The sequence below is a fragment of the Peribacillus sp. NPDC101481 genome, assembly GCF_044767165.1.
GTDB lineage: Bacteria > Bacillota > Bacilli > Bacillales > DSM-1321 > Peribacillus.
This window is the reverse complement of record NZ_JBIWNJ010000004.1, coordinates 186,506-209,584: the sequence shown is the minus strand read 5'-3', so window position 1 is coordinate 209,584 and position 23,079 is coordinate 186,506. Positions and strand designations below refer to the sequence as shown.

Genomic DNA, 23,079 nt, shown 5'->3' with positions numbered 1-23,079 from the left:
AGCCCAGGTCCCTTATAAATGAAGGTTTTTTATAGTTGTAAAATAGTTCAATGGAGGGGAGATGGAAAAAATGAAAGCGCTTAAGTCAGTCGTACTTTGGGGGATCATATCTGCTTTGGGGGCGGTGAGTTTTGGTTTCGTCGCGCTGAACCGGGGGGAAAGCATCAATGCCATGTGGATTGTCACTGCAGCTCTCTGTGTTTATTCAATTGCATACCGCTTTTATAGTAAATTCATTGCACGGAAAGTGTTTGAGCTAGATGACAATCGCCAGACTCCATCGGAAGCGAATAATGATGGGAAAGATTATGTTCCTACAAACAAATGGGTGTTGTTTGGCCACCATTTTGCAGCAATTGCCGGAGCTGGCCCTCTGGTAGGTCCCATCCTTGCAGCGCAGATGGGATATTTGCCAGGGACGCTATGGCTTGTAGTCGGAGTTGTTTTGGCTGGTGCCGTACAGGATTTCATCATTCTTTTCGGTTCGATGCGCCGTAACGGCAAATCTTTGGGAGAGATGATCAAAGAGGAAATTGGACCGATTACAGGCTTGATAGCGATGATCGGTATCCTCGGTATCATGATCATTTTATTGGCGGTACTTGCCCTGGTTGTCGTAAAAGCGCTGGTGGGCAGTCCGTGGGGAATGTTCACGATTGCCTCGACCATACCGATTGCAGTCCTTATGGGCATTTACATGCGTTATATAAGGCCGGGACGGGTTGGTGAAGGGTCGATTATCGGAATCATACTTTTGATGCTCGCGTTATATTTCGGCCGCTTTGTAGCCGAGAGTGCAACATTGGCGCCAATGTTCACTTTCAGCGGGGAAACGATTGCCATCATGTTGATTGTCTACGGTTTCGTTGCCTCCGTTTTGCCTGTATGGATGTTATTGGCACCGCGTGATTATTTAAGTACATTCTTGAAAATCGGTACTATCATCGGACTTGCACTTGGTATCTTTATTGTCATGCCGAGCCTTGAAATGCCTGCAGTCACTCAATTCATCGATGGAACAGGACCTGTATTTTCCGGAAATTTATTCCCGTTCCTATTCATTACGATCGCTTGTGGAGCGGTATCGGGATTCCATGCACTCGTTTCCTCAGGTACAACTCCTAAGATGATTGAACGCGAATCGCATGCACGTCCAATCGGATACGGGGCGATGTTGACTGAATCCTTTGTAGCCATCATGGCGATGATTGCCGCATGTGTATTGACGCCAGGTATCTATTTTGCCATTAACAGCCCGGGAGCCGTTGTGGGAACGGAACCAGCGCAAGTGGCTGCTACCATATCCGATTGGGGTTTCCTTGTGACACCTGAGATGATTACCGGCCTTGCAGACGATGTTGGGGAAGAGACCATCATATCCCGTACTGGAGGAGCACCGACCTTTGCAATCGGCATGGCCCATATCTTCTCGCAAGTTATTGGGGGGGCGTCCCTGATGGCGTTCTGGTATCATTTCGCGATCTTGTTCGAGGCATTGTTCATATTGACCACCATTGATGCAGGAACCAGGGTGGGACGTTTTATGATACAGGATATCATCGGCACCTTTTACAAACCATTTGCCGAAACGAATAAATGGCTGCCTAATATAATTGCAACTGCCATTTGTGTAATCGGTTGGGGGTACTTCCTTTATCAAGGGGTCATTGATCCTCTTGGCGGGATCAATACCCTTTGGCCATTGTTTGGAATTGCGAATCAGATGCTTTCCGCCATTGCGTTGCTGCTTGGGACGACGGTCCTTTTCAAAATGGGCAAAAAAGCGTACACATGGGTCACTCTTGTGCCCACTACATTCTTGTTGATAGTGACCATGACGGCAGGGTGGCAGAAGCTGTTCCATGAAAACCCGGCAATTGGCTTTTTAGCACATAAGGATAAATTTAAAGCGGCTTATGATAGTGGGGAAGTTCTTGCTCCTGCAGCCAATCTGGCCGAGATGAAGCGGGTTATCGTCAATGATTATGTGGATGCTGCTCTATGTGCCATCTTCATGATCGTGGTGATCACTGTCCTGATATCTGCCATTAGGTTATGGATAAAAGTCTTGAAGAACCAGAAAATAGATTTACATGAAACGCCTTATGTATCAAGGTCGTCATAAGGGAGGGAAAGCAATGTTGAAAAGAATAATTACAATTCTCAGCTACAGAAAGCAATTCGTCAGTTTGCTCGTCGGCGTGCCAAGTTATGATACGTATGTGGCACATATGAAAAAGCATCATCCTGAAGAGCGCGTGAAAACCAGGAAAGAATTTTTCTGCGAGGCCCAGGATGAACGGTATAACGCAAAGGGTGGGAAAGTGTCTCGTTGCTGTTAATTGAATATTTTTTGAGGGTCCTCAATATGAGGGCCCTTTTTTTATTGGTTTTTTTGAAGTGGGGCATAGGTAGAGGGGAAATGTAATAGTAATGGAGTCGTAAAAAGGTGGAAAATTAATTATAAGACAAAAAAATCAAATTATCTAAGCTTTTATTCACAGTGATGTTATATAACCTAACATTTTTTTTATGAAATATAAAAATTAAGTTGAATTATTAGAAAATTAAGTATATGATAAAAAATATAACATAATAGTGTTAACAAACATAACATATATAAAAAACAAGGGGGAAAAAAACAGTATGCAAATGGCAGATTCGGTATTCATGTTTTTGGCGACAATGATGGTTTGGTTAATGACACCAGGGATTGCCCTGTTTTATGGAGGGATGGTAAAAAGTAAAAATGTCCTGAATACGGCAATGCATAGCTATATGCCATTGGCTGTCATTTCGATTCTTTGGGTGCTGATTGGGTATTCATTATCATTTTCACCTGGTAATACACTTCTGGGAGGTCTGGACTGGGTTGGCTTAAAGGATGTAGGCTTTGCACCTGGACCATACAGTGAAACGATTCCTCATAGTTTGTTCATGTTATTCCAAATGACTTTTGCCGTTTTAACCGTCTCGATCATTGCAGGTGGCATTGCCGAGCGGATGAGATTTTCAGCATTCCTGATTTTTACGATCCTTTGGTCTTTATTCGTATACGCTCCCGTTGCACACTGGGTATGGGGAGGCGGCTGGTTAGCGGAACTTGGTACACTTGACTTTGCAGGCGGCAACGTTGTTCATATTTCTTCAGGGGTTGCAGGTCTGGTTTTAGCGATCATGTTAGGTAAAAGGAAAGAGTCGGGTGACAGTGCACCGCATAATCTTCCTTTAACATTCCTTGGCGGATCATTAATATGGTTCGGTTGGTACGGCTTCAACGTCGGAAGCGCACTGACAATCAATGAAGTGGCGATGAATGTATTCGTCAATACAGCTGTTGCGGCCGCTGCTGGTATCATAGGCTGGCTGATCGTTGAGTATATGGCTAATAAAAAGGCAACATTGCTGGGTGCGGTATCAGGAGCTATTTCTGGCTTGGTGGCCATTACACCTGCTTGCGGATTCGTAACCCCTGCCTCTTCCATCATCATCGGTGTCATTGGTGGTGCCGTATGTTTCTGGGGCGTATTCTTCCTGAAGAATAAACTCGGTTACGATGATGCACTTGATGCTTTCGGATTGCACGGGATCGGCGGGACATGGGGTGGGATCGCTACAGGTTTATTCGCGACCACTTCCGTTAACGAAAACGGTGCAGATGGTTTATTCTATGGAGATTTCAACTTGTTGTGGAAGCAGCTTGTAGCGATCATTGCGACATATATCTTCGTTGCCGTGGTCACATATGTCGTTGCTAAAGTCATTAACCTTTTCGTACCGTTGCGTGTCAGTGAAGAAGATGAGTCAATGGGGCTTGATCTTACACTTCATGGAGAAAAAGCTTATCACGAATCCATTTAAAAGGGGGTTGCCCATATGTCCGAGGTTTTAACCAAAATAGAAATCATTACACGTCCGATCAAGTTTGAACAATTCAAAGCGGAACTTGCAAAAATAGGGGTAAGCGGAATGACTGTATCGGAAGTAAAAGGAACGGGTCTTCAGAAAAGTTATGTGGAAACCTATAGAGGCAGAAATCGTGAAATGTCACTACATGATCGAATGAAAATCGAAATCGTCGTGTGTGAAGTGCCAGTTCAGGATGTTGTGGATGTAGCAAGGAAATTCCTGAGTACAGGTAAACCAGGTGACGGAAAAATCTTCATTTATGAATTGGCGAATGTTGTGAATATCCGTACCGGAAAAGAAGGTCATGATGCGTTAAAGAATGACATCTGAATGTCCGGCCGAATGTGCCGGATACAGTTGATTAAAGAAAGGGAGCTGAAAATGGGGAGACTGGTCCGAATTGTTAATGCAAAAAAACAGAAGATCGTTAATACGCTCATTTCAGAGGATGTATATCAACCTGATGACCGACCCTTTTTATTGGAATTGCCACTGAAAAATCTAGAAGAGATACTATCTCTAAGAATAAAATCCTCGTTTCAAAATCCCCGTTTTAAAAAATGACCCTTAGCCGTTATCCTATATGGGGAGAGCGGCTTTTTTATGCGTTTGATTTCCACCCTCGCGACATTTAAATGTTAGTATATAAGGAAACTTTTTTCTTGAATCCCCCATGGAAATCGGGGAGCTTTCCAACTATAATGAATAAGGATGTAAATTTAAATACGATTTTTTTGCCTTTTTTGACGCTTTTCGCTTAGTTATTTCAATTTTTCTTTAATTTTATGAATAATAAATTCAAAAAAATGTAAGTTTTCCAAAAAATGATGAATTATTTTATGAATGCCCTGTTTAATAATAGGGAAATTATTAATATGTTCTTTTAAGAGGTGAAAGGAAATGGATCAATTTACGGTCGAATCCGTTTTAAATATCATCAGGGAATTTGTACCGAAGGATGCTTCAATTTCTGTGGCTGATTCCGAAAAATACATTTATTATCAACCGAGCAAACAAGTTGATTTAAGAATAAAACCAGGTGATTTAATCAGTGAAAACACAGCGACATATAAAGCACTGAGTGTCCGTAAAAAAATAGGGGTGCAGGTTGAAAGCAATGTATTTGGCGTACCTTATTATGGGCTGAGTGTTCCTATCATGGACCAGGGCAATCCTTTAGGAGCGGTCACGGCCATCTTGCCGACAAAGCCATTAATTTTACCTACATCATTCTTGACCATTAAAACCGAAGATCGCTGGATACCGCTTCCATATGATGAAATTATGTATCTGGAAGCTCAAAATAGGAAAACTAAAATTCAGTCCGAACGTGTGAGTGGATTTCATAAAATGAATTTAAGTGAATTGGAATTCATTTTACCTAGTGATTTATTCATTCGCGTGCATCGTTCGTACATCGTCAATATCAACTATATTCAAGAAATCCTTCCCGATTTTCATTCTACATTTTTACTGATAATGAAAGACAATTCCAAAATCCAGGTCAGTCAAACGTATGCAAGTCAATTCAGGAGGGCTTTAGGATTTTAATGATTCTCCCTTGTGTGAATAAAATGCTGGTTTATGCCCTATTTAAGGCTTTTCATTCAAAAATGAATGTGACGATTACACAGGATTGGTAAAATTAAGTGTAAGAAAAGCGAAAATGGGGGTCTTTTGTATGAACGAAAGCGTTTTCAAAAAAATTCGCAATGAACAATTTAAGGGGAAAGTAGTTACAGCGGAAGAAGCAGCTTCATGGATTAAAGATGGGATGAAACTCGGGATGAGTGGATTTACCCGTGCTGGTGATGCTAAAGTTATTCCGATGGCTCTAGTTGAAAAAGCAAAAACTGAAAAATTCAAAGTTGACGTTTATACTGGTGCTTCATTAGGACCGGAAGTCGATCAACATATGGCGGAAGCCGGTATCATAAACAAACGTTTGCCGTTCCAAGCGGATAAAGGCATTCGCAATAAAATAAATGCTGATGAAGTCACTTATGTGGACCAACATTTATCTCATACAGCTGAACAAGTTCGTCAAGGCATTGTCGGACCTATAGATTTTGCAATCATCGAAGCATTGGCGATTACGGAAGAAGGGTTGATCATCCCGACAACTTCTGTAGGTAACTCAGCCATATTCGTTCAAGAAGCTAAACATGTAATCATTGAATTGAACGTGTCCCATCCAGAAGGATTGGAAGGGATGCATGATATATATACACCAGCTGAACAAGGGAAACGCGAACCGATTCCTATGACTAAAGCTAGTGATCGCCTTGGATCGATCGGTATTGCGGTTGACCCTGAAAAAGTAATGGGAATCGTCATTTCTACAGATCTTGATGCACCTTCTACAATCGTGCCGCCGGATGAAGAAACTGCAACAATCGCGAACCACCTCATTAACTTCCTTCGTGAAGAAATCAAGGCTGGCCGTTTAACTGAAAGCCTTGCTCCGCTTCAGTCGGGTGTAGGTTCAGTGGCAAATGCTGTATTCGCTGGCTTCCTTGATTCTGAATTTAAAGATTTGGAAGTTTATTCAGAAGTGCTGCAAGATGCGGTATTTGATTTAATCGATGCTGGAAAAGTGAAATTCGCTTCAGGGTGTTCGATCACATTAGCTGAAGAAAAAGGTAAACAAGTTTACGGTGAACTTGAAAAATACCGTGATAAACTAGTTCTTCGTCCACAAGAAATATCTAACCATCCTGAAATCATCCGCCGTCTTGGCTTGATTTCAATCAATACAGCGTTAGAGTGTGATATCTATGGTAACGTAAACTCGACACATGTTTCTGGGACAAGAATGATGAATGGAATCGGTGGATCGGGAGATTTTGCCCGTAACTCACGCCTAGGCATTTTCGTAACGAAATCATATGCAAAAGGCGGCAAGATTTCCAGTATCGTTCCTTTCGTTTCTCATGTGGATCATACTGAACATGATGTGGATGTATTAGTGACAGAGCAAGGGATCGCTGATTTACGTGGTTTGGCACCAAAAGAGCGCGTAGAGTTAATCATTGAAAATTGTGCGCATCCTGACTACCGTCCACAGCTTCGTGCATACTTCACTGAAGCTGTTGCGCAAACTGGCGGGCATCAAACTCCACACATTCTTGAAAAAGCATTTTCATGGCATACAAACCTAGCTAAAAACGGTACGATGCTTGAAGCAGTACTTCAAGATCAAAAATAAGACTCAAAACCACCCCGCCAATACAGCGGGGTTTTTTTTATTTGGGTCCGTTTCCCGTATTGGGTGGAAAACCATGAATCTTTCAATTTGCATGATGGTGCATATTAGTTTTTTTCCTCTAACATATAAAAGATTTAAAGTGTAAAATGATGCTTAACCATCAAAAAGATAGGGAACTGTATCTTTAGGCTTTTTTCTTTTATTTTTGTATATAATTATTCATTCAAGTTATAGAAGTATGGTAAACTGCTAACAATGAAGGATTATCATACATAGAATTTTTTCGTTTCCTTAGAAATAAGGAGTCATATAGAATGCTTATAGTGGAGGAGATTATTTGTTCAAGCAAAAACTGCATTTTTGGACGTTAGAGTTATTACTTTTGTCTTTACTTTTTTATGTTGGTACAAAGATTTCTTTTCTTTTTGAACCAATCGTGATTTTTACCTCGACATTGTTCTTTCCCATCTTGATTTCAGGTTTTCTCTATTTCCTGTTCAATCCCACTGTTGATTTCCTCGTTAAAAGAAGAGTGCCTAGGGGATTGGCGATATTATTGCTTTATGTATTTTTCCTGGGATTGATTAGTTTATTGGTCGGTTTGGTTGGCCCGTCACTTTCCAAACAGGTTACGGACTTAATCAATAACCTTCCGGATTATTTCAATCAAACAAGGAAGTTCATTGAAGATTCAGCGGAGTCAAAATGGTTTTTATGGACGGTGGAACAAGATTATGTACCTCTGCAAGAAGTAGGGGATTCGCTTCAGAAATATTTGACTGATTTACCTAGTAATATAACGAACAGTTTAACTTCCGTTTTCAGCGTAGTGACGAATATTACTTTAGTGGTCGTAACGGTTCCTTTCATCCTGTTTTATATGTTGAAGGATGGGGATAAGCTTCCGGCCGCCATTATGAAATTCGTACCGGTTCGCTATAGAAAACCAGCTTTAACAGTACTTCAGGAAACTGGCGGGACGCTTACTACATACATACAAGGGCAGATGCTTGTTTGCATGTTTGTCGGGATCGGAACGTTCATCGGGTATTTGATCATTGGTTTACCTTATGCGTTCTTATTCGCGCTGATTGGTGCTGTAACCAATATCATTCCATATGTAGGCCCGTTTATCGGAGCCGCTCCTGCTGTCATTGTGGCATTGATTCATTCACCGACAGAGGCATTATTGGTCATTCTGGTTGTAACGGTCATTCAGCAATTGGATGGCAATTTCATTTCACCGCTAGTCATTGGGAAAAAATTGAACACGCATCCGCTGACCATCATCATCCTATTGCTCGTGGCCGGAAACATTGCCGGTATCATCGGCATGATTTTGGCCGTTCCGACTTACTCGGTTGTTAAAACGATAGTATTGAATATCGTTAAATTCATCAGGATCCGAAAAGAGGAAAAGCTTGAAGAAGATATATTGGAATGAAAAAACGGGCCCGACTCAATTGAGTCGGGCCCGTTTTCTTAGTGTCACAAACCTAAGGAAATATATTTTACTTCCAGGAATTCTTCGATGCCCTGGTGTCCGCCTTCACGGCCGAGTCCGCTTTGCTTGAATCCGCCAAATGGAGCTTGCGGAACAGAAGGAAGTCCATCGTTCAAGCCTACAATTCCAAATTCAAGTGCCTCGGTGAATTTGATGCCCTTGGTGATATTTTCAGTGAAGACGTAAGCTGCCAAACCGAAGATGGAGTCATTTGCCCTCTTGATTGCCTCCTCGTCAGTCTTAAAGGAGGCTATAGGAGCTAGTGGACCAAATGTTTCTTCCTTCATGCAGAGCATGCTGTCATCAATGTTGGACAGTACGGTTGGTTCAAGAAAAAGGCCGCTTATTGATTTACCGCCAGCTTCGAGCTTAGCCCCGCTGCTGATTGCTTCATCTATTTGTTTTTGAACCTTATCCACTGCATTTTGATCGATAAGCGGACCGATATCGACGCCATCTTCCAGTCCGTTTCCTACCTTTAGTTCCTTTACCTTGGCAACGAGCTTTTTGATGAAGGCTTCTTGTATGGCTTCGTGGACATAAATGCGATTTGAACAGACGCATGTTTGTCCTGCGTTACGGAATTTTGAACTGATGATGCCATCAACCGCTTTATTAAGGTCGGCATCCTCAAGAACGATTGCTGGTGCGTGTCCTCCGAGTTCAAGCGAGATTTTCTTAACTGTGTCAGCCGAGCCCCTCATAAGGGTTTTGCCGACTTCTGTAGAACCGGTAAACGTCAATTTACGAACCCTCGTATCTTGAAGCCAAGTTTCACCGATTTCTGATGATTTTCCTGTCACGACATTGATGACACCTTTTGGAATGCCAGCTTCTTCAGCTAATTCAGCCATTTTTAAAGCTGTTATTGGAGTCAGGTTTGCCGGTTTAATGACGACTGTGCAGCCGACGGCAAGCGCTGGTGCCACTTTTCTTGTAATCATGGCTGCAGGAAAGTTCCAAGGTGTAATGACAGCTACAACTCCGACAGGCTGTTTAGTCACGAAAAGACGCTTATTGGACACGGAAGCAGGAATCGTTTCGCCGTACACCCGTTTTCCTTCTTCGGCAAACCAAGATAAAAATCCGTTTGCATATGTCATCTCACCAAGAGCCTCTTTAAGGGGCTTGCCTTGCTCTTCAGTCATGATTTTTGCCAGTTCTTCTTTATTATCATCAATCAATCGATGCCATTTCCAAATCAGTTCAGCGCGTTCGTAGACTGAGAGTGCAGCCCAGCCCGTAAAGGCTTCATATGCGGCATCTGCAGCCTTCGCCGCTTCAGTTGCACCGCCTTTAGGAACGGTGGCAACTATTTCATCCGTTGCCGGGTTTCTTACTTCAATTTTATCCAATCCAAAATCCGACCACTCACCGTTAATAAATAATCCGTAATCCTTCATGATAAAACCTCCTAATTTGGTTAAATCCATCAAACTACTAAAACTTTTAACTTTATACTTTTACCTGTTACATAAAAGTATAAACACTTTTCACTGATTCTGAAATTTATTTGATTGGCTATTTATAGAAAATTGGCTAATTGATAGAAAGGGAGCAATAAAAAAAAGAGGTGCAAGTTACACACCTCTTCATTAGTGTTCGATTATTTTTCCGATGAGACGGCCACTTCATTCATATCACCTGAGATGGCTTGGTTTGGATTGAATTCACCTTCTGATTTAGAAATGACCACTGTAGCAACACTGTTACCGATTAGATTGGTGATGGCACGTGCTTCAGACATGAAGCGGTCGACACCCAGCAGTAATGCCATTCCTTCAACTGGAATCATTGGGAAGGCAGCTAATGTTGCAGCAAGGGTAATGAAACCGGATCCGGTTACACCAGCAGCACCTTTGGATGTTAACATCAAGATTCCCAGAAGGGTCAATTCCTGCCAGATGCTTAAATCGACACCATATGCTTGGGCGATGAAAATTGCAGCCATGGATAAGTAGATGGATGTGCCATCAAGGTTGAAAGAATAACCTGTTGGGACAACCAAACCGACTACCGATTTTGAGCAACCGTATTTTTCGAGTTTTTTCATCACGCTTGGCAGGGCGGATTCCGACGAAGATGTTCCTAAAACTAAGAGGATCTCTTCTTTTATATAGGCAATGAACTTGAAAATATTAAAGCCGTACATTTTTGCGATCGAGCCAAGGATTAGTATGATGAATAGTGCCATTGTGATATATACGCTGCCCATTAATTGTCCTAACGAGGTTAAAGAACCAAGGCCAAACTTACCGATTGTATAAGCCATTGCTCCAAATGCGGCCAATGGAGAAACTTTCATGATCATACCTACGATGCCGAAGAAAATGTCGGCAATATGCTGAAAGAAAGAAACGACTGGCTGCACTTTCGGTCCCATTGCCGCCATTGATAATCCGAATAATACGGCAAAGAATAGAATAGGGAGTAAGTCTCCGCCGGCCAGTGCTGCAACGGCATTATCAGGAATGATATTAGAAATGAAAGCAACGGCTCCATGTTCCGTTTCGGAAGCGGCTGTTGTATATTGTGATACATCTCCGCCCTCGACTGAATCGATGTTAAAGCCTTTACCAGGTCCCAGCAGATTGACTACGATGATACCGATGGCAAGTGCGAAAGTGGTAACGATTTCAAAATAGAGCAGGGCCTTTCCGCCGATGCGGCCAACCTTTTTCATATCACCCATACCGCCAATTCCGATTACGACGGTTAAGAAGATGATTGGTGCAATGACCATTTTAATCATTTTAATAAATAAATCAGCTAATATCTTCAGTTGTTCACCGAAAGCAGGGAAGAAGAAACCGACTGTTATACCCAGAATGATACCGATGATGACCTGAACTGTTAGATTTTTTAATATTTTCAAGGTGCATTCTCCTTTATTATATGATAGCGCTTTCTTAACTTGGTAATAGTGTAACAGAAGAAAGAATCAGAATATTCTTTTGGTGATATTGTTTTCTTTTTGTTCTTTTTGGTCTTGGGGATTTTTAATAACTGAAGGGAAGAAGAGGAATTAAAAGTGCCATTAGGATATAGATAGATTACTAAGCTGCAAAAAAAAATACCGGTGGAGCACCGGTATTGGCGAAAATCAATTTTCAAAAGGTTTTATGAGTGCATATAGGGTTCCGATCACAGGAAGTTTCAAACCGGCCTTTTCGGCAAGGCGCAGTGCACCGCCCTGTAAATGTTCCACTTCGAGGGTTAGGCCCTTCCGGCGGTCCTGGTGCATGGAAGAGGTGGATTCGTCAGGTAAACCTGCCATGTTTTCTAACGCTTGAGCAATATTCTCCACAGTAATACCGACGTCATAAGCATTTGCAAGCTCTTTCATTTCAACAAGGACCTTTTCTAGCAATCCATTGGTTTCCGGGAATCTCCGTATCGTGCCGATAGGGAGGTTAGATGCAGTTGTCACGCCGGAAAAAGCGGTGATGAACATATATTTGATCCACATCCTGATCAATATGTTTTCCGTTCTGCTTGCCTTCATGATAGCTGACCCGGTAGCCTGTTCGAATTCATCACAAACCTTTTTTTGTGACGGATGAAGCGGGCCATAGATTAAATCGTGATTTTCATTGGAGTGAATGACATGACCTTTTTCATCAAGGGTTGCTATGATGAAGGCGCTTCCTCCCAAGACGGCTTCTTCGCCCAGTTCGTCCTGTAAAATGGATACATGTTCCAACCCATTCAAAAGCGGGAGGACCTTTGCGCCCCTTTCAACAAGCACCTTTAAATCTGTAAGAGTGCCTGGCAGATGCTGGCCTTTTACAGCGAGAATCACAAGATCGACCTTTTCTATATCATTTACATTCTCTGTGATATGAAGGTCGTTGAATTGGTAGTTTCCATGTGGGCTGGTTAAGTTGATCCCGTTTTCCTTCAATTGTTTAGCGCGGTTTTTTCGGACAAGGTATTGAACATCCTGCCCGGCCTGCTGCAACCTGCCCCCAAAGTAGGAGCCGAGTGCCCCAGCCCCTATAATGACAATATTCAAAGCGCACACCTCTCTTTTGATTAAGATATACTAATCATAACATTGACTGAATTTTCGGTAAATGTTTTCCGTTTGACGGTAACTGGTTGTTTAGTTGTTTGCAAGAATGGGAAAAACAAAAAAAACAGCCTGAAAGGTTTCAGGCTGGTGCTTATCATTATTTATAGATTTTTACTTTAACGGTTTTTCTGCCCCAATTGATAGCTTTTGAGTGAGAAGAGTAGAAGACGTCAATTTTATTACCTTTGATTGCGCCGCCTTTATCTGCAGCAATGGCATCCCCGTATCCTTCTACATGAACTTTTGTTCCAAGTGGAATGACTTTAGGGTCGACTGAGATTGCTTTTACGTTAGGGTTTTTCTTTAAGTTAAGACCCGATGCTGTAATCCCGCTGCAGCCTTTGCAGTTTGCTGTGTATGCTGTTGCCTTCACCGTGATCGTTTTATATTTTTTTGATGATGATGATGTTTTAGCTTTAGGTTTAGCTGCGGTCGATGTTTTCTTGACCTTTAAAACTTGTTTTGGATGGATGTTATCTTTTTTCAGGTTGTTCCAACTTTTGAGTTGATTGACTGTTATATTATGTTTATTGGCGATACCCCATAGTGTGTCGCCGCTTTTAACTTTGTATGTAGTAGTAGCAGCCGATGAAACTCCGGAAAAACTAAATACCAAAAAGAAAGCAGTGAATAGTGGAAGTAGTATTTTTTTCAAAATGAATAGTCTCCTTTGTTTTAAATCGTAGACTTAGAATAACAGGTCTTTATGACAATAATGTTTCGGTGGAATAGTAATTGTGTTACAAAAAGGTTTCCCTTGATAAATAAATGTAATATAAACTAGGTCAAAAGTACTCATCTAAGAAATGTAAATATATTATTTATTATGTCAGTATAAGCGTATTTTTGTTAAATAGTGTTGATGTAATGGCGTATCCTGTTTAATGAGGTAATATATGGACGTGTAATCCCTGGTTTTAAAGTCCTGTATATTTTGTAAAAAAACAACGTAATAATAGACGATTGAATGCTGTTTATTTTAGTAGGAGAGGATATGCGGAAAAAAGCCGACATCTATGTGATGCCGGCTTTTTTTCATGATTTGGATTAATGTAAAACAAATTCAGAAGCGAAATCGACAAGCATTTTTTGATAGACTGCTACCGATTCAAGATTGACGCATTCCCTATCTCCATGCCAGTTCTCACCTTTTGGTCCGAATTCAATCGCTGGGATATCATATGCCGCAAAAAAGACGGTATCTGCGGAGCCATGTTGTCCAAAAATGACTGCGTCTTGCTTGGTGTTTCTTTCGATAATCGGACGGAGCAGAGTGATGAATGGGTCTGACTCTTCGGTTTTTACAGGTTTACTGTACATATTAAGGTGGACATTATTTCCTGTCACACTTTCGATCTGAGCAATGATATCTTCCATTGTTTGCGTAGGAAGATAGCGAATATCAAGACTTAGCAAACAGGCATCCGGTACCTTATTATAGACCTCCCCGCCTTTTATTTTTGCTAGGTTAAGTGAAGGGGAAGAGTAAAGGGGAGTATGATCCCGGGTGAAAGGAAGTTCCTTTATTTTTTGATAAAGATCATAGGCCTTTTCAATTGCATTCACGCCTTCCCATGGACGGCTTCCGTGTGCGGATTTGCCGGACACTTCAATATCGAGACGAAGGGCACCCTTTGCCTGGAGTCCGATTCCCAATTGCGTCGGTTCAGCACAGATCACAAAGTCCCCTCTATAACCATGTTTCGCTAAATATCCGGAACAGTTCAACCCGCCAATCTCTTCATCCGATACGATTTGAAGCTGGATTTTCAAACCTAAGTCCTTATCTTTCAGTTCGGTAAATGCACACATCATCCCTGCAACTCCAGCTTTCATATCGGCTGTCCCGCGTCCATATAAGTTTCCTTCATGAACCTCAGGGAAAAATTGATCCGGCGTTCCGCTGACAACATCGACATGGCCATTCCAAATTAGGGTTTTATCTCCGCTGCCAATCTCGCTTACAAGCATCTTATAACCGTTATTTACGATCACATTCACGGTAAGTCCTTGATCTTTAAGCCAGTCCGCACAGTAATCAACTGCTTGGTTAGCTCCTTCTTTCGATGAACTGTCGATAGATACTAAATTTTTAAGTAACTCGATGAGCAAAAAGAAAACCTCCTAAAAATATGCATACTATGATTATATATACCCTTTCTGAGTAAGGGTTAACTTAAAATTTTTTTCCTGTTAAATAACGTTTAGCACTTTCATCCTCTGGGGTATGTAAAGGGGGAGCGACAATTTACATTCTTTAAGGAGGATGATAGATATGGATAAACGCATAATTGGTGTATATGAAACTGGAGAAGAAGCCATAAAGGCTGTTGAGTCATTACAGGCCCAAGGATATGATCGTGAAGATATTTCGGTGGTAGCTAAAGATAAAGAAGAATTAAATGCAGTGAATGAAGAAACGGGTACAAAAGTTGAAGAGGGACTCGCAGCTGGTGCAGCGACCGGAGGTATTTTGGGCGGTGCAGCCGGATTATTAGCAGGTGTGGGTGCATTGGCAATTCCGGGAATCGGACCGGTACTGGCAGCTGGACCTCTAGCTGCAACATTAGCCGGAGCGGCTGTAGGTGCTGGTACAGGCGGATTGGCCGGTACATTAATCGGTATGGGCATACCTGAAGACGAGGCGAATCGTTATGAAGCGGATGTAAAGAGTGGCAAGCTGCTTGTGTTAGTCGATTCGGATGCGAGAAAATCCAGTTCTTCTTACTCAGGAATAACGGAAACCGATGAAACGCTAACGAACGGTAGAAGAACTCTATAGGTCGTAAGTTAAAAAAGGACGGGTCCCTTAGGACCCGTCTTTTTTGTGATTAGAATGTGAACTTCTTTATTTCTTTGTGCATTTCCTGGGATAGGGCATCCAATTCACTAGCCAGGGCATTTAATTGTTCCATGGAAGCATTCGTTTGTTCTACGGAAGCAGATACTTCTTCAGTTCCTGCTGCAGTTTCCTGACTGATCGAATTTAATTTTTCTGCATTGCTTGCCATCCGTGTGACCTCGTTTACCATATCGTTCATCATCTTTTTGATTTCATCAAAATTGCTGAATGTGTTCGCGATGATGGCTGCAATGTGACTGAAGGCATTTTCCGTATCCGTTACAGAAGTATCCTGAAGATGAATTTTTTGATTGACTTGATCAATCAAAAGCACGGTATTGGTTGTATCAGTTTGCATGGCTTGAATGATTTCAGAGATTTCTTTCAGTGAGTTTTCCGTCTGTTCGGCCAATTTCTTCACTTCATCGGCAACGACTGCAAACCCTTTTCCGTGTTCACCAGCCCTGGCTGCTTCGATGGCAGCATTCAGGGCGAGTAAATTCGTTTGCCCTGCAATGGCGCTTATGGTCTTTACGATCTCACTAATATCATTGGATCGTGCATCCAATGATTTGACTGCCGTGCTCATCTTATTGGATATCAGGGACGTCTCATTGAATTGTTGTTTCAGGCCTTGTACTTGAGTGATTCCGTTTTCGGAAGCCTTGAACATATTTTCGGATTCCGTGGCCATTTTGCCCGTTTGCGCCTCAAGATCATTGATTTTGTCAGCCAATAGCTTTACGGCCATTTCGTTATTCTGCCCGACTTCGATTTGGTCTATGGCACCGGTTGCTATTTGTTCCATCGTCATGGCCACCTCGTTAGCTGCCGCTGAATTTTCATCGGCACTAGCCACTAGCGTCATGGAGGAATCCGATACTTTATCGGAAAGGTTGTTGACAACTCCTAACATATGACTCATATTCCTCGTCATTAAGCTGGTGTCTTCTGCAAGTTGGCCTATCTCATCTTTTCTGGAAATGGAATTCCTGGAGGTGAAATCGCCGTTAGCCATTTTTCTTATGGATTCCTGCAGCTTTTTAATGGGATTTGTTAAAGAACGGGTGATGAAGATGGCAGATAGTGCAGTGACGGTAAAGACAATCAAAAGTGTGATGATATTATCGATTATCATCGGGCTTGCCCGGACTTTCACTTCATTTTCCTCCATTACCCCTGCTATTCTCCATCCAGTGGTAGGATTTGTGGCGTATCCGACGATCCGGCTTTGCCCTTCAAATTCCTCGATCATTGATCCGGATTCACCTTTCATTTTTTTGAAAATATTTTCCTTTGATATATCCTGTTGAATTTTTTTCTTGTCTGGATGTGTAACGAATGACCCTTTCTGATCCAGCAAAACTGTATAGCCCGTTTCGCCGAATTTCGTTTTATTGACCATCGTGATCAATGTATCGATCGAGATGTCGACACCGAGCACGCCTATTAATTCATCACGATCATCATATATGGCTTTTGCTGCCGTAATGACAAGCTCATTCGTAGCCTGATCGGTATAAGGTTCCGTCCAAATGGTCTTGTTTTTTTGTTTTAATGCGGATTGATACCAATCCCTCTGTCTTGGGTCGTAGTCAGCCGGCAATTCAGTTTCTGGGAATATAAATGCTTTTCCATCCTTCTCTGTGCCGAGATATATACCATTTATTTCAGAGTTACTGGTTTGCGTATAAGAAAATTCATCCATTATGGATTCGAGGTTCTTATCATAAGAAATCATGATAGGATATTTACTGATTCTATCCAATTGATTTTCCGTTTTTTGAAAGAAGGTCTCGAAAGAATCGTTCATTGACTTCACTTGTTCTTCCGTCGTTCCGGTAAGTTCCTGGGTCGTCAACTCGATACTATTTTTATAGCTCATGTAGGAAATGGCCATTCCGCTTATCATGATCAAAGCTAAAAAGGGAATCAATATTTGTTTTTTTAGTGAATTAAAATACCAGTCTGTCAGTCTTCTCATTTGGAAAAACCTCCTTCTTATAAACTTCTAATTAATTTTGGCTTCTATTTGATATTTCGGTCTTCTTTCGCGTTTTTGAAGTGATTAAGTTAGAAAATTCCAATATTAATTTTGTCATGAAGTGCAAAGGTGGGAAGGGAGTGGGATATAGAGGATAAAAAAAAGAGTTGACTGCCGTCGTCAACTCTTTCATTTCAATGATTACTATTCGACTTGGATATTTTTTGTCCTGTCCATATACCATGTGTAAAACTCGTCTGCGTATTCAACGGATACATCTTGGAGCTTTGTATGGTGTACAGGCTTGGAGCGGTTGATCGTTTCAATTGTGGCAAGCCCGAAAAGCTTTTGCAGCTTCGAACGTTCCACCTCAATTTGAATGACCTTGCTCCTTTTGGTTATGAATAGTGATGTTTCCAAACTTCCGGCTTTGAACTGAATGAACTCATCATTTAACAAGTAACGGCTATTTTTGTAATCCATTATTCTCAATGTATAAATGAGAACGAGTAGAATCAGTGAGATATACCATAGGGAGACGTTGAAATAATAGATTGCCAATGTTGTGAGAATCCAGAAAAAGCTGGGCCGCAGCATTCGGATTTTGAAGGCCTGTTTCGATAGTGACTTCATTGATCGTTCCACTTTATAAGCGGGTAAAATCTCTTCTACCATCCCATATGCCCGTTCAATTGATAAAAAAGGATAGAGGGTGTTCGTTTCCAGCTCTTCATCACCGGTGCTTCCTGCACTGATCAGTTTCACTTCTGCCAACCCTAGCAATCTTTTAATGATTGATTGGGTGATTTCGACTGCTTGCACTTTTTCTTTCCGAATGGAAAAAGCAGATTCGTCCAGTACGCCTTTCTTGATATATATGCGCTCATGATCGGATGAAATTTCATATTTTCCATATTTAACGAATGTGGAAACGATTCCGAAGGCAACGGCGACACATATGAGGCCTGCAAAAACGATGGTAATGATCCACCATGAATCCAATAACTTGGCAAGAAACCCTTCGGCATTCTCCAAATCGATAAAATCATCGAGTGTATTATATAAAGTAGCCAATATCGGGATAAGAGCCAGGAAGCTGAGTGATGTAAAGGAAGCTTTCAGCACATCTTGTTTGCTTGGCGTGAAATGAATCGTTTTTTCATTGGCTGGTTCCATATCCTCAGCAATTCGTTCTTCGGGAATATCCGCTTCGTTAACCGGAAGTTCCTGTTTTGAAGCATATTCCCCCTCAAGCCGTTCGGCCTCTTTTCGGGAAATCATCTCGAAAGGTACACTACCCTGATCACCTGTCATCCCTGTTTCGAATGTTAAAGAGGTCAATCTGAAAATCTTATGAAATAACGTCGTGCGTTGCTGGACATTCTGAACCTTATGAAGCGGGACAGTTCGATACGATTTTGAGACAAGCCCTGAAGTAATATATAAGGTACCTTCTTTGATTTGGTATTTGTATGTATACCATTTAAGGATGACAGAAATGACTTTCCAAACCAGATAAACTAGAAAGCCGATTTGGAGTACCTTCATATACATCTTTTCAGAACCGAAATTCAAGACATAAAGCATGATTATGAAAAATACATTTCCTTTCAGCAATTTCCAAAATTCGAAAGGGATTTTGATAGGGTGTAATCGTTTTGCTTGTTCTTCCATCATTAATCCACTTCCTTAATTTTTGCGAAATGGGCAATTTTATCTCGTAATTCATACGCTTCCTTCTCGGGGATGGCTGGTATGTCATGAGAGTCGCCCATTGTTCCGATGCTTAGGGAATAAAGGTTGTATTTTCGCAAAAACGGTCCTTGGTTCAATTTGACGGATTGAACCTTCGTCATCGGAATGAGTTCATGCGTTTCACTCCAGGCTCCACGTTTTGTTTGAATGAATTCTTCGTTCACGTCGTAACGCCAATACTTTTGCAACAGTATCGGTTCAATGAAGATGGACCAGATAGCATGGAAAAAAGATAATACGATAAGTCCGTTTAAAATCCATCCAATCCATTCTTTCCAAGTGAAATAATCATCAACAAATAATAGGATGCCAAGGACGGCGAGGATAATGAGATTGGTAATAGCTTCGGTCATCCGCCACACCTTCACTGATTCTTTGGATATTTTCTTCGTTGGTGGCTGTATCTTGGAATACATATATTCACTCCTTACTATGTCTTTATACTTATACGGATTATCTTGCAAAAAAGTTCCCTATTATAGGTGCATGTATAGAAATTGGCAGCCGCATACCATGGAGTGGCGGCCGAATAATCCTGCAGTTTCCCGAGTATATAAATAAGGAGTTTTCTAGTGGATCTTTTCCTTTTATATGATCGAAAAATGGACAAGATAGAAGTGGTGAGTTTCTAAAGTGGGAGTGATAGGTTTGACGTATAAAAGGAAGTTGAGTTTTATATTCTTCCTGTTTTTGATTTGTTTTTTTAATGGAGAATCGATGCAGGCTGCGAATGATGATGGAAACCTAGGGCAGGAAATTCAACGAATATTGGAGCATTCGCCAGGACTGGATGGGGCGTTGACGGGAATTTCCATCCGTTCAGCTGAAACGGGGGAAGTGATTTATGAACGGGGGTCGCAAACGAGATTGCGGCCTGCTTCGAACCTTAAGCTTTTGACTGCAGCAGCTGCGCTGGAAACTTTAGGGGAAGATCATGTTTTTCAAACGGAACTATACATAAAAGGGGTGCAGGTTGGCCATGTTCTGCAGGGCAATGTATATCTGAAGGGAAAAGGAGATCCCACATTATTGGAAAAGGATTTTGATGAGCTGGCAGCTTCACTGAAGAAAAGTCAAGTTAAGTTCGTTCACGGAGATCTTATAGGCGATGATTCTTGGTATGATGATGTTCGTTATTCCCAAGACTTAGTTTGGAGCGATGAACAGGAATATTACGGTGCAGCCGTTTCGGCTTTAACCGCTTCCCCGAATGAAGATTACGATACCGGTACCATCATCGTGGAAATGACCCCAGCGGAAAAGGCTGGGAAGAGGGCAACGGTGAAGCTGGAGCCTGAAACCGATCACGTGAAGGTCATCAACAAAACGAAAACTGTATCGGCTGACGCTAATAACAAGATTGAAGTCGAACGGTCTCATGGCACACAAGTCATTACGGTGACCGGGACCATTCCGGAAGATGCCGGGGTGACCAAAGAGTGGATTTCGGTGGAAGATCCCACAGAATATGCGCTGAGCCTATTTGAAAAATCAATGAAGAAACATGGAATTAAAGTGTTGGGAAAAAGGAAAAAAGGGAAAACGCCAGTAGGAGCGGACATGATTGCCACTCATCAGTCCATGCCGCTTTCACAGCTGCTTATTCCTTTCATGAAATTGAGCAATAACAGCCATGCCGAGGTTTTGGTAAAGGAAATGGGCAAAGAGGCAGAAGGGGAGGGAAGCTGGAAAGATGGTTTGAAGGTTACTCAAAATCAGCTGAAGAGTATGGGTCTCGATATGCAAACGATCATGATGCGTGATGGATCTGGAATTTCCCAAGTCAATATGATTCCAGCGAATGAAATAACGAAGCTGCTGTATGCCGTTCAGGAAAAAACGTGGTTTCCTGCTTACTTGAATGCTCTACCGATTGCAGGCAACGAAAATCGGATGGTGGGCGGTACGCTTAGAAAGAGGATGAAAGGGACACTTGCAGCCGGGAATGTTCGTGCGAAAACAGGGACGATTTCAGGAACGAGCTCCTTATCAGGTTATGTGACGACCAAAAGAGGGGAAAAAATCATATTTTCAATCATCTTGAATAATTTTGTAGAAGAAAAAGGCATTACGGCAATTCAGGATAAGATAGCCGTAATGCTCGCAGAACAGGAAAACCTATTGGAAAGCGGCCATTAATATTCATGGAAAGCTAAGTTGAAGTTCAGGATATGCGAGAAAAAGGTCGGCTTCAGCCTAAGCATTTTTATATAGTTACCAAGACTGTTAGTTAAACGCCTGTAATCCAAGAAGAGTATACCCTGTCCAGCTTACTTCTGTTCGAAGAACCTTAAACGTTTTTTTAGTGATGGACCAAATCTATTTTTTGTTTGAAACTAATAACAGTACCTTCATCTTAGTTTTTTCATTTTATCCCCTCAAGGAAGGAATTTAAGGGAGGATGAATAGAAATAAGTAGTATAGGGGGAATGCTTATGAACTTTCCAACACTTAATGGACCGTATACGATTAGCAGTCTTATAACTAAAATTCATGAAATTTCCAAAGAACGATCTCTCTATATATTGGCCATAGATGGCCGGGGCGGGTCTGGAAAAAGTACACTCGCTGCCCGTATCCAGGCAGAATGTCCGGGCAGCGCGGTCGTACATATGGATGACTTTTATTTGCCATCATCGGATAGGGTTCAACTGCCTCCATCCCAAAAGCCGATTGGAACGGATTATGATTGGGAACGTGTTTGTAACCAAATCCTGAAACCGCTTACGGAGGGAGGAGAAGGAAGGTATCAAAGGTATGATTGGGAAACGGACACTATGGCCGAATGGCATGAGGTTCCTGCTGGGGGCCTTGTCATAATAGAAGGAACGTATTCTATCCGTAAAGAATTGGCAGGGTACCATGATTTCACGATTTGGGTGGAATGTCCCCGTGATCAGCGTTTGAAACGTGGCCTTGAGCGGGATGGTGAAGATGCTCGTCAAATGTGGGAGGATAATTGGATGGTTCATGAAGTTCTCTATGTGGGTGCGCAAAGGCCTCAAGAAAGAGCGAATCTTGTTGTGGACGGAACGAGATGAATCCGGGGATATTTTAATTGTAAGGGTTTACCTATAAAATAGATTGTATGTTTAGATAAATTTCTGGGGAGCCGGAAACAGGGGGGAAACTATGTTTACTAATGAAGAACAAGCTGCCGTATATAAAGCCATTTATAACCGTAGGGATATCAGGAGTTTTTTGCCAAAGCCAATTGCAAAGGATATACTCCGGAGAATTTTGGATGCTGCACATCATGCGCCGTCTGTAGGATTCATGCAACCTTGGAGTTTCATCGTGATTTCGTCTCAGGAAACCAAGAACAGTTTGGCATGGGCAGCGGATAAAGAAAGAAGGGCACTCGCTATTCATTATGAAGGAGGTAAAGAAAATAAGTTTCTTAGTTTGAAAGTGGAAGGGTTAAAAGAAGCACCATACACCATTTGTGTTACATGCGACCCGACACGGGGCGGCTCCCATGTTTTAGGGAGGAACTCCATTCCGGAAACCGATATTCTATCCACAGCCTGCGCAATTCAAAATATGTGGCTGGCTGCCTGTGCGGAAGGATTGGCAATGGGGTGGGTAAGCTTTTATAAGAAAAATGATATTCGTGATATTTTGGAGATTCCGCCGCATGTAGAACCCGTTGCACTCCTGTCGATTGGCTATACGGATCAATATCCGGATAAGCCCATTCTTGAACTTGCTAATTGGGAAAAAAGAAGGCCGATGGATGAACTTATTTTCGAGGATAAATGGGGTAATAAATAAAACGATATATTAAGATTCCAAAACTTTT

The 23,079-nt window shown here is 41.8% G+C and carries 19 protein-coding genes; 11 read left to right on the top strand and 8 right to left on the bottom strand.

The features are described from left to right. The first annotated feature begins 70 nt into the window (after positions 1 to 70). From ACIROD_RS22630 to ACIROD_RS22600, 7 genes are all read left to right on the top strand, one after another. The gene (locus tag ACIROD_RS22630; RefSeq protein ID WP_101225040.1) at positions 71 to 2,125 is read left to right on the top strand and encodes a carbon starvation CstA family protein; all 2,055 of its coding nucleotides are present in this window, start codon (positions 71 to 73) and stop codon (positions 2,123 to 2,125) included. A 13-nt stretch (positions 2,126 to 2,138) separates the two neighbouring features. Further along, entirely contained in the window at positions 2,139 to 2,342 is a 204-nt protein-coding gene (locus ACIROD_RS22625; protein WP_101224922.1) for a YbdD/YjiX family protein, read from the top strand. A 304-nt stretch (positions 2,343 to 2,646) separates the two neighbouring features. Further along, positions 2,647 to 3,861 carry an ammonium transporter gene (locus ACIROD_RS22620; protein WP_230177882.1) on the top strand — a complete coding sequence of 405 codons (1,215 nt, stop codon included), beginning with the start codon at positions 2,647 to 2,649 and terminating at the stop codon, positions 3,859 to 3,861. Positions 3,862 to 3,876: 15 nt separating this feature from the next. Further along, a complete protein-coding gene (locus ACIROD_RS22615) occupies positions 3,877 to 4,239 on the top strand; it encodes a P-II family nitrogen regulator (RefSeq protein WP_063235326.1) in 363 nt (120 codons plus the stop codon). A 570-nt stretch (positions 4,240 to 4,809) separates the two neighbouring features. After that, a complete protein-coding gene (locus ACIROD_RS22610; protein ID WP_133351753.1) occupies positions 4,810 to 5,460 on the top strand; it encodes a LytTR family DNA-binding domain-containing protein in 651 nt (216 codons plus the stop codon). 130 nt (positions 5,461 to 5,590) lie between these two features. Then, positions 5,591 to 7,117 carry a succinyl-CoA:acetate CoA-transferase ScpC gene (gene scpC, locus ACIROD_RS22605; RefSeq protein ID WP_101224918.1) on the top strand — a complete coding sequence of 509 codons (1,527 nt, stop codon included), beginning with the start codon at positions 5,591 to 5,593 and terminating at the stop codon, positions 7,115 to 7,117. A gap of 337 nt (positions 7,118 to 7,454) precedes the next feature. Beyond that, positions 7,455 to 8,561 (top strand): AI-2E family transporter, encoded by a 1,107-nt coding sequence (locus ACIROD_RS22600; protein ID WP_101224917.1) that lies wholly within the window; start codon positions 7,455 to 7,457, stop codon positions 8,559 to 8,561. A gap of 44 nt (positions 8,562 to 8,605) precedes the next feature. On the opposite strand, the gene ACIROD_RS22595 is transcribed toward ACIROD_RS22600, so the two are convergent. The 5 genes from ACIROD_RS22595 to ACIROD_RS22575 form a co-directional block, all read right to left on the bottom strand. Beyond that, the gene (locus ACIROD_RS22595) at positions 8,606 to 10,024 is read right to left on the bottom strand and encodes an NAD-dependent succinate-semialdehyde dehydrogenase (protein WP_402944494.1); all 1,419 of its coding nucleotides are present in this window, start codon (positions 10,022 to 10,024) and stop codon (positions 8,606 to 8,608) included. Positions 10,025 to 10,227: 203 nt separating this feature from the next. Beyond that, a complete protein-coding gene (locus ACIROD_RS22590) occupies positions 10,228 to 11,496 on the bottom strand; it encodes a dicarboxylate/amino acid:cation symporter (RefSeq protein WP_230177878.1) in 1,269 nt (422 codons plus the stop codon). 228 nt (positions 11,497 to 11,724) lie between these two features. After that, entirely contained in the window at positions 11,725 to 12,636 is a 912-nt protein-coding gene (locus ACIROD_RS22585) for a ketopantoate reductase family protein (RefSeq protein ID WP_402944489.1), read from the bottom strand. Positions 12,637 to 12,793: 157 nt separating this feature from the next. Further along, complete coding sequence (locus ACIROD_RS22580) at positions 12,794 to 13,351, bottom strand: 3D domain-containing protein (protein WP_101224913.1); 558 nt, start codon at positions 13,349 to 13,351, stop codon at positions 12,794 to 12,796. Between the two features lie 392 nt (positions 13,352 to 13,743). Then, complete coding sequence (locus ACIROD_RS22575) at positions 13,744 to 14,808, bottom strand: M20 family metallopeptidase (RefSeq protein WP_260356441.1); 1,065 nt, start codon at positions 14,806 to 14,808, stop codon at positions 13,744 to 13,746. A gap of 163 nt (positions 14,809 to 14,971) precedes the next feature. Between ACIROD_RS22575 and ACIROD_RS22570 the strand changes: the two genes are divergently transcribed. After that, a complete protein-coding gene (locus ACIROD_RS22570; protein WP_241590034.1) occupies positions 14,972 to 15,478 on the top strand; it encodes a general stress protein in 507 nt (168 codons plus the stop codon). Between the two features lie 49 nt (positions 15,479 to 15,527). On the opposite strand, the gene ACIROD_RS22565 is transcribed toward ACIROD_RS22570, so the two are convergent. The 3 genes from ACIROD_RS22565 to ACIROD_RS22555 form a co-directional block, all read right to left on the bottom strand. Further along, a complete protein-coding gene (locus ACIROD_RS22565; RefSeq protein ID WP_402944483.1) occupies positions 15,528 to 17,522 on the bottom strand; it encodes a methyl-accepting chemotaxis protein in 1,995 nt (664 codons plus the stop codon). A 204-nt stretch (positions 17,523 to 17,726) separates the two neighbouring features. Continuing rightward, positions 17,727 to 19,199: a PH domain-containing protein gene (locus ACIROD_RS22560; protein WP_101224910.1), complete on the bottom strand. Its 1,473-nt coding sequence runs from the start codon at positions 19,197 to 19,199 to the stop codon at positions 17,727 to 17,729. After that, positions 19,199 to 19,693 carry a PH domain-containing protein gene (locus ACIROD_RS22555; protein WP_034305830.1) on the bottom strand — a complete coding sequence of 165 codons (495 nt, stop codon included), beginning with the start codon at positions 19,691 to 19,693 and terminating at the stop codon, positions 19,199 to 19,201. The genes ACIROD_RS22560 and ACIROD_RS22555 overlap by 1 nt, the downstream gene beginning before the upstream one ends. A 301-nt stretch (positions 19,694 to 19,994) precedes the next feature. On the opposite strand from ACIROD_RS22555, the gene dacB reads away from it, so the two are divergent. The 3 genes from dacB (at position 19,995) to bluB (ending at position 23,051) form a co-directional block, all read left to right on the top strand. Further along, positions 19,995 to 21,416: a D-alanyl-D-alanine carboxypeptidase/D-alanyl-D-alanine endopeptidase gene (dacB, locus tag ACIROD_RS22550; protein ID WP_402944791.1), complete on the top strand. Its 1,422-nt coding sequence runs from the start codon at positions 19,995 to 19,997 to the stop codon at positions 21,414 to 21,416. 296 nt (positions 21,417 to 21,712) lie between these two features. After that, positions 21,713 to 22,318, top strand: a complete 606-nt coding sequence (locus tag ACIROD_RS22545) for a uridine kinase family protein (protein ID WP_402944479.1) — start codon at positions 21,713 to 21,715, stop codon at positions 22,316 to 22,318. Positions 22,319 to 22,409: 91 nt separating this feature from the next. Further along, positions 22,410 to 23,051, top strand: coding sequence for a 5,6-dimethylbenzimidazole synthase (bluB, locus tag ACIROD_RS22540; protein WP_101224907.1), 642 nt, complete (start codon positions 22,410 to 22,412; stop codon positions 23,049 to 23,051). Positions 23,052 to 23,079 lie beyond the last annotated feature (28 nt).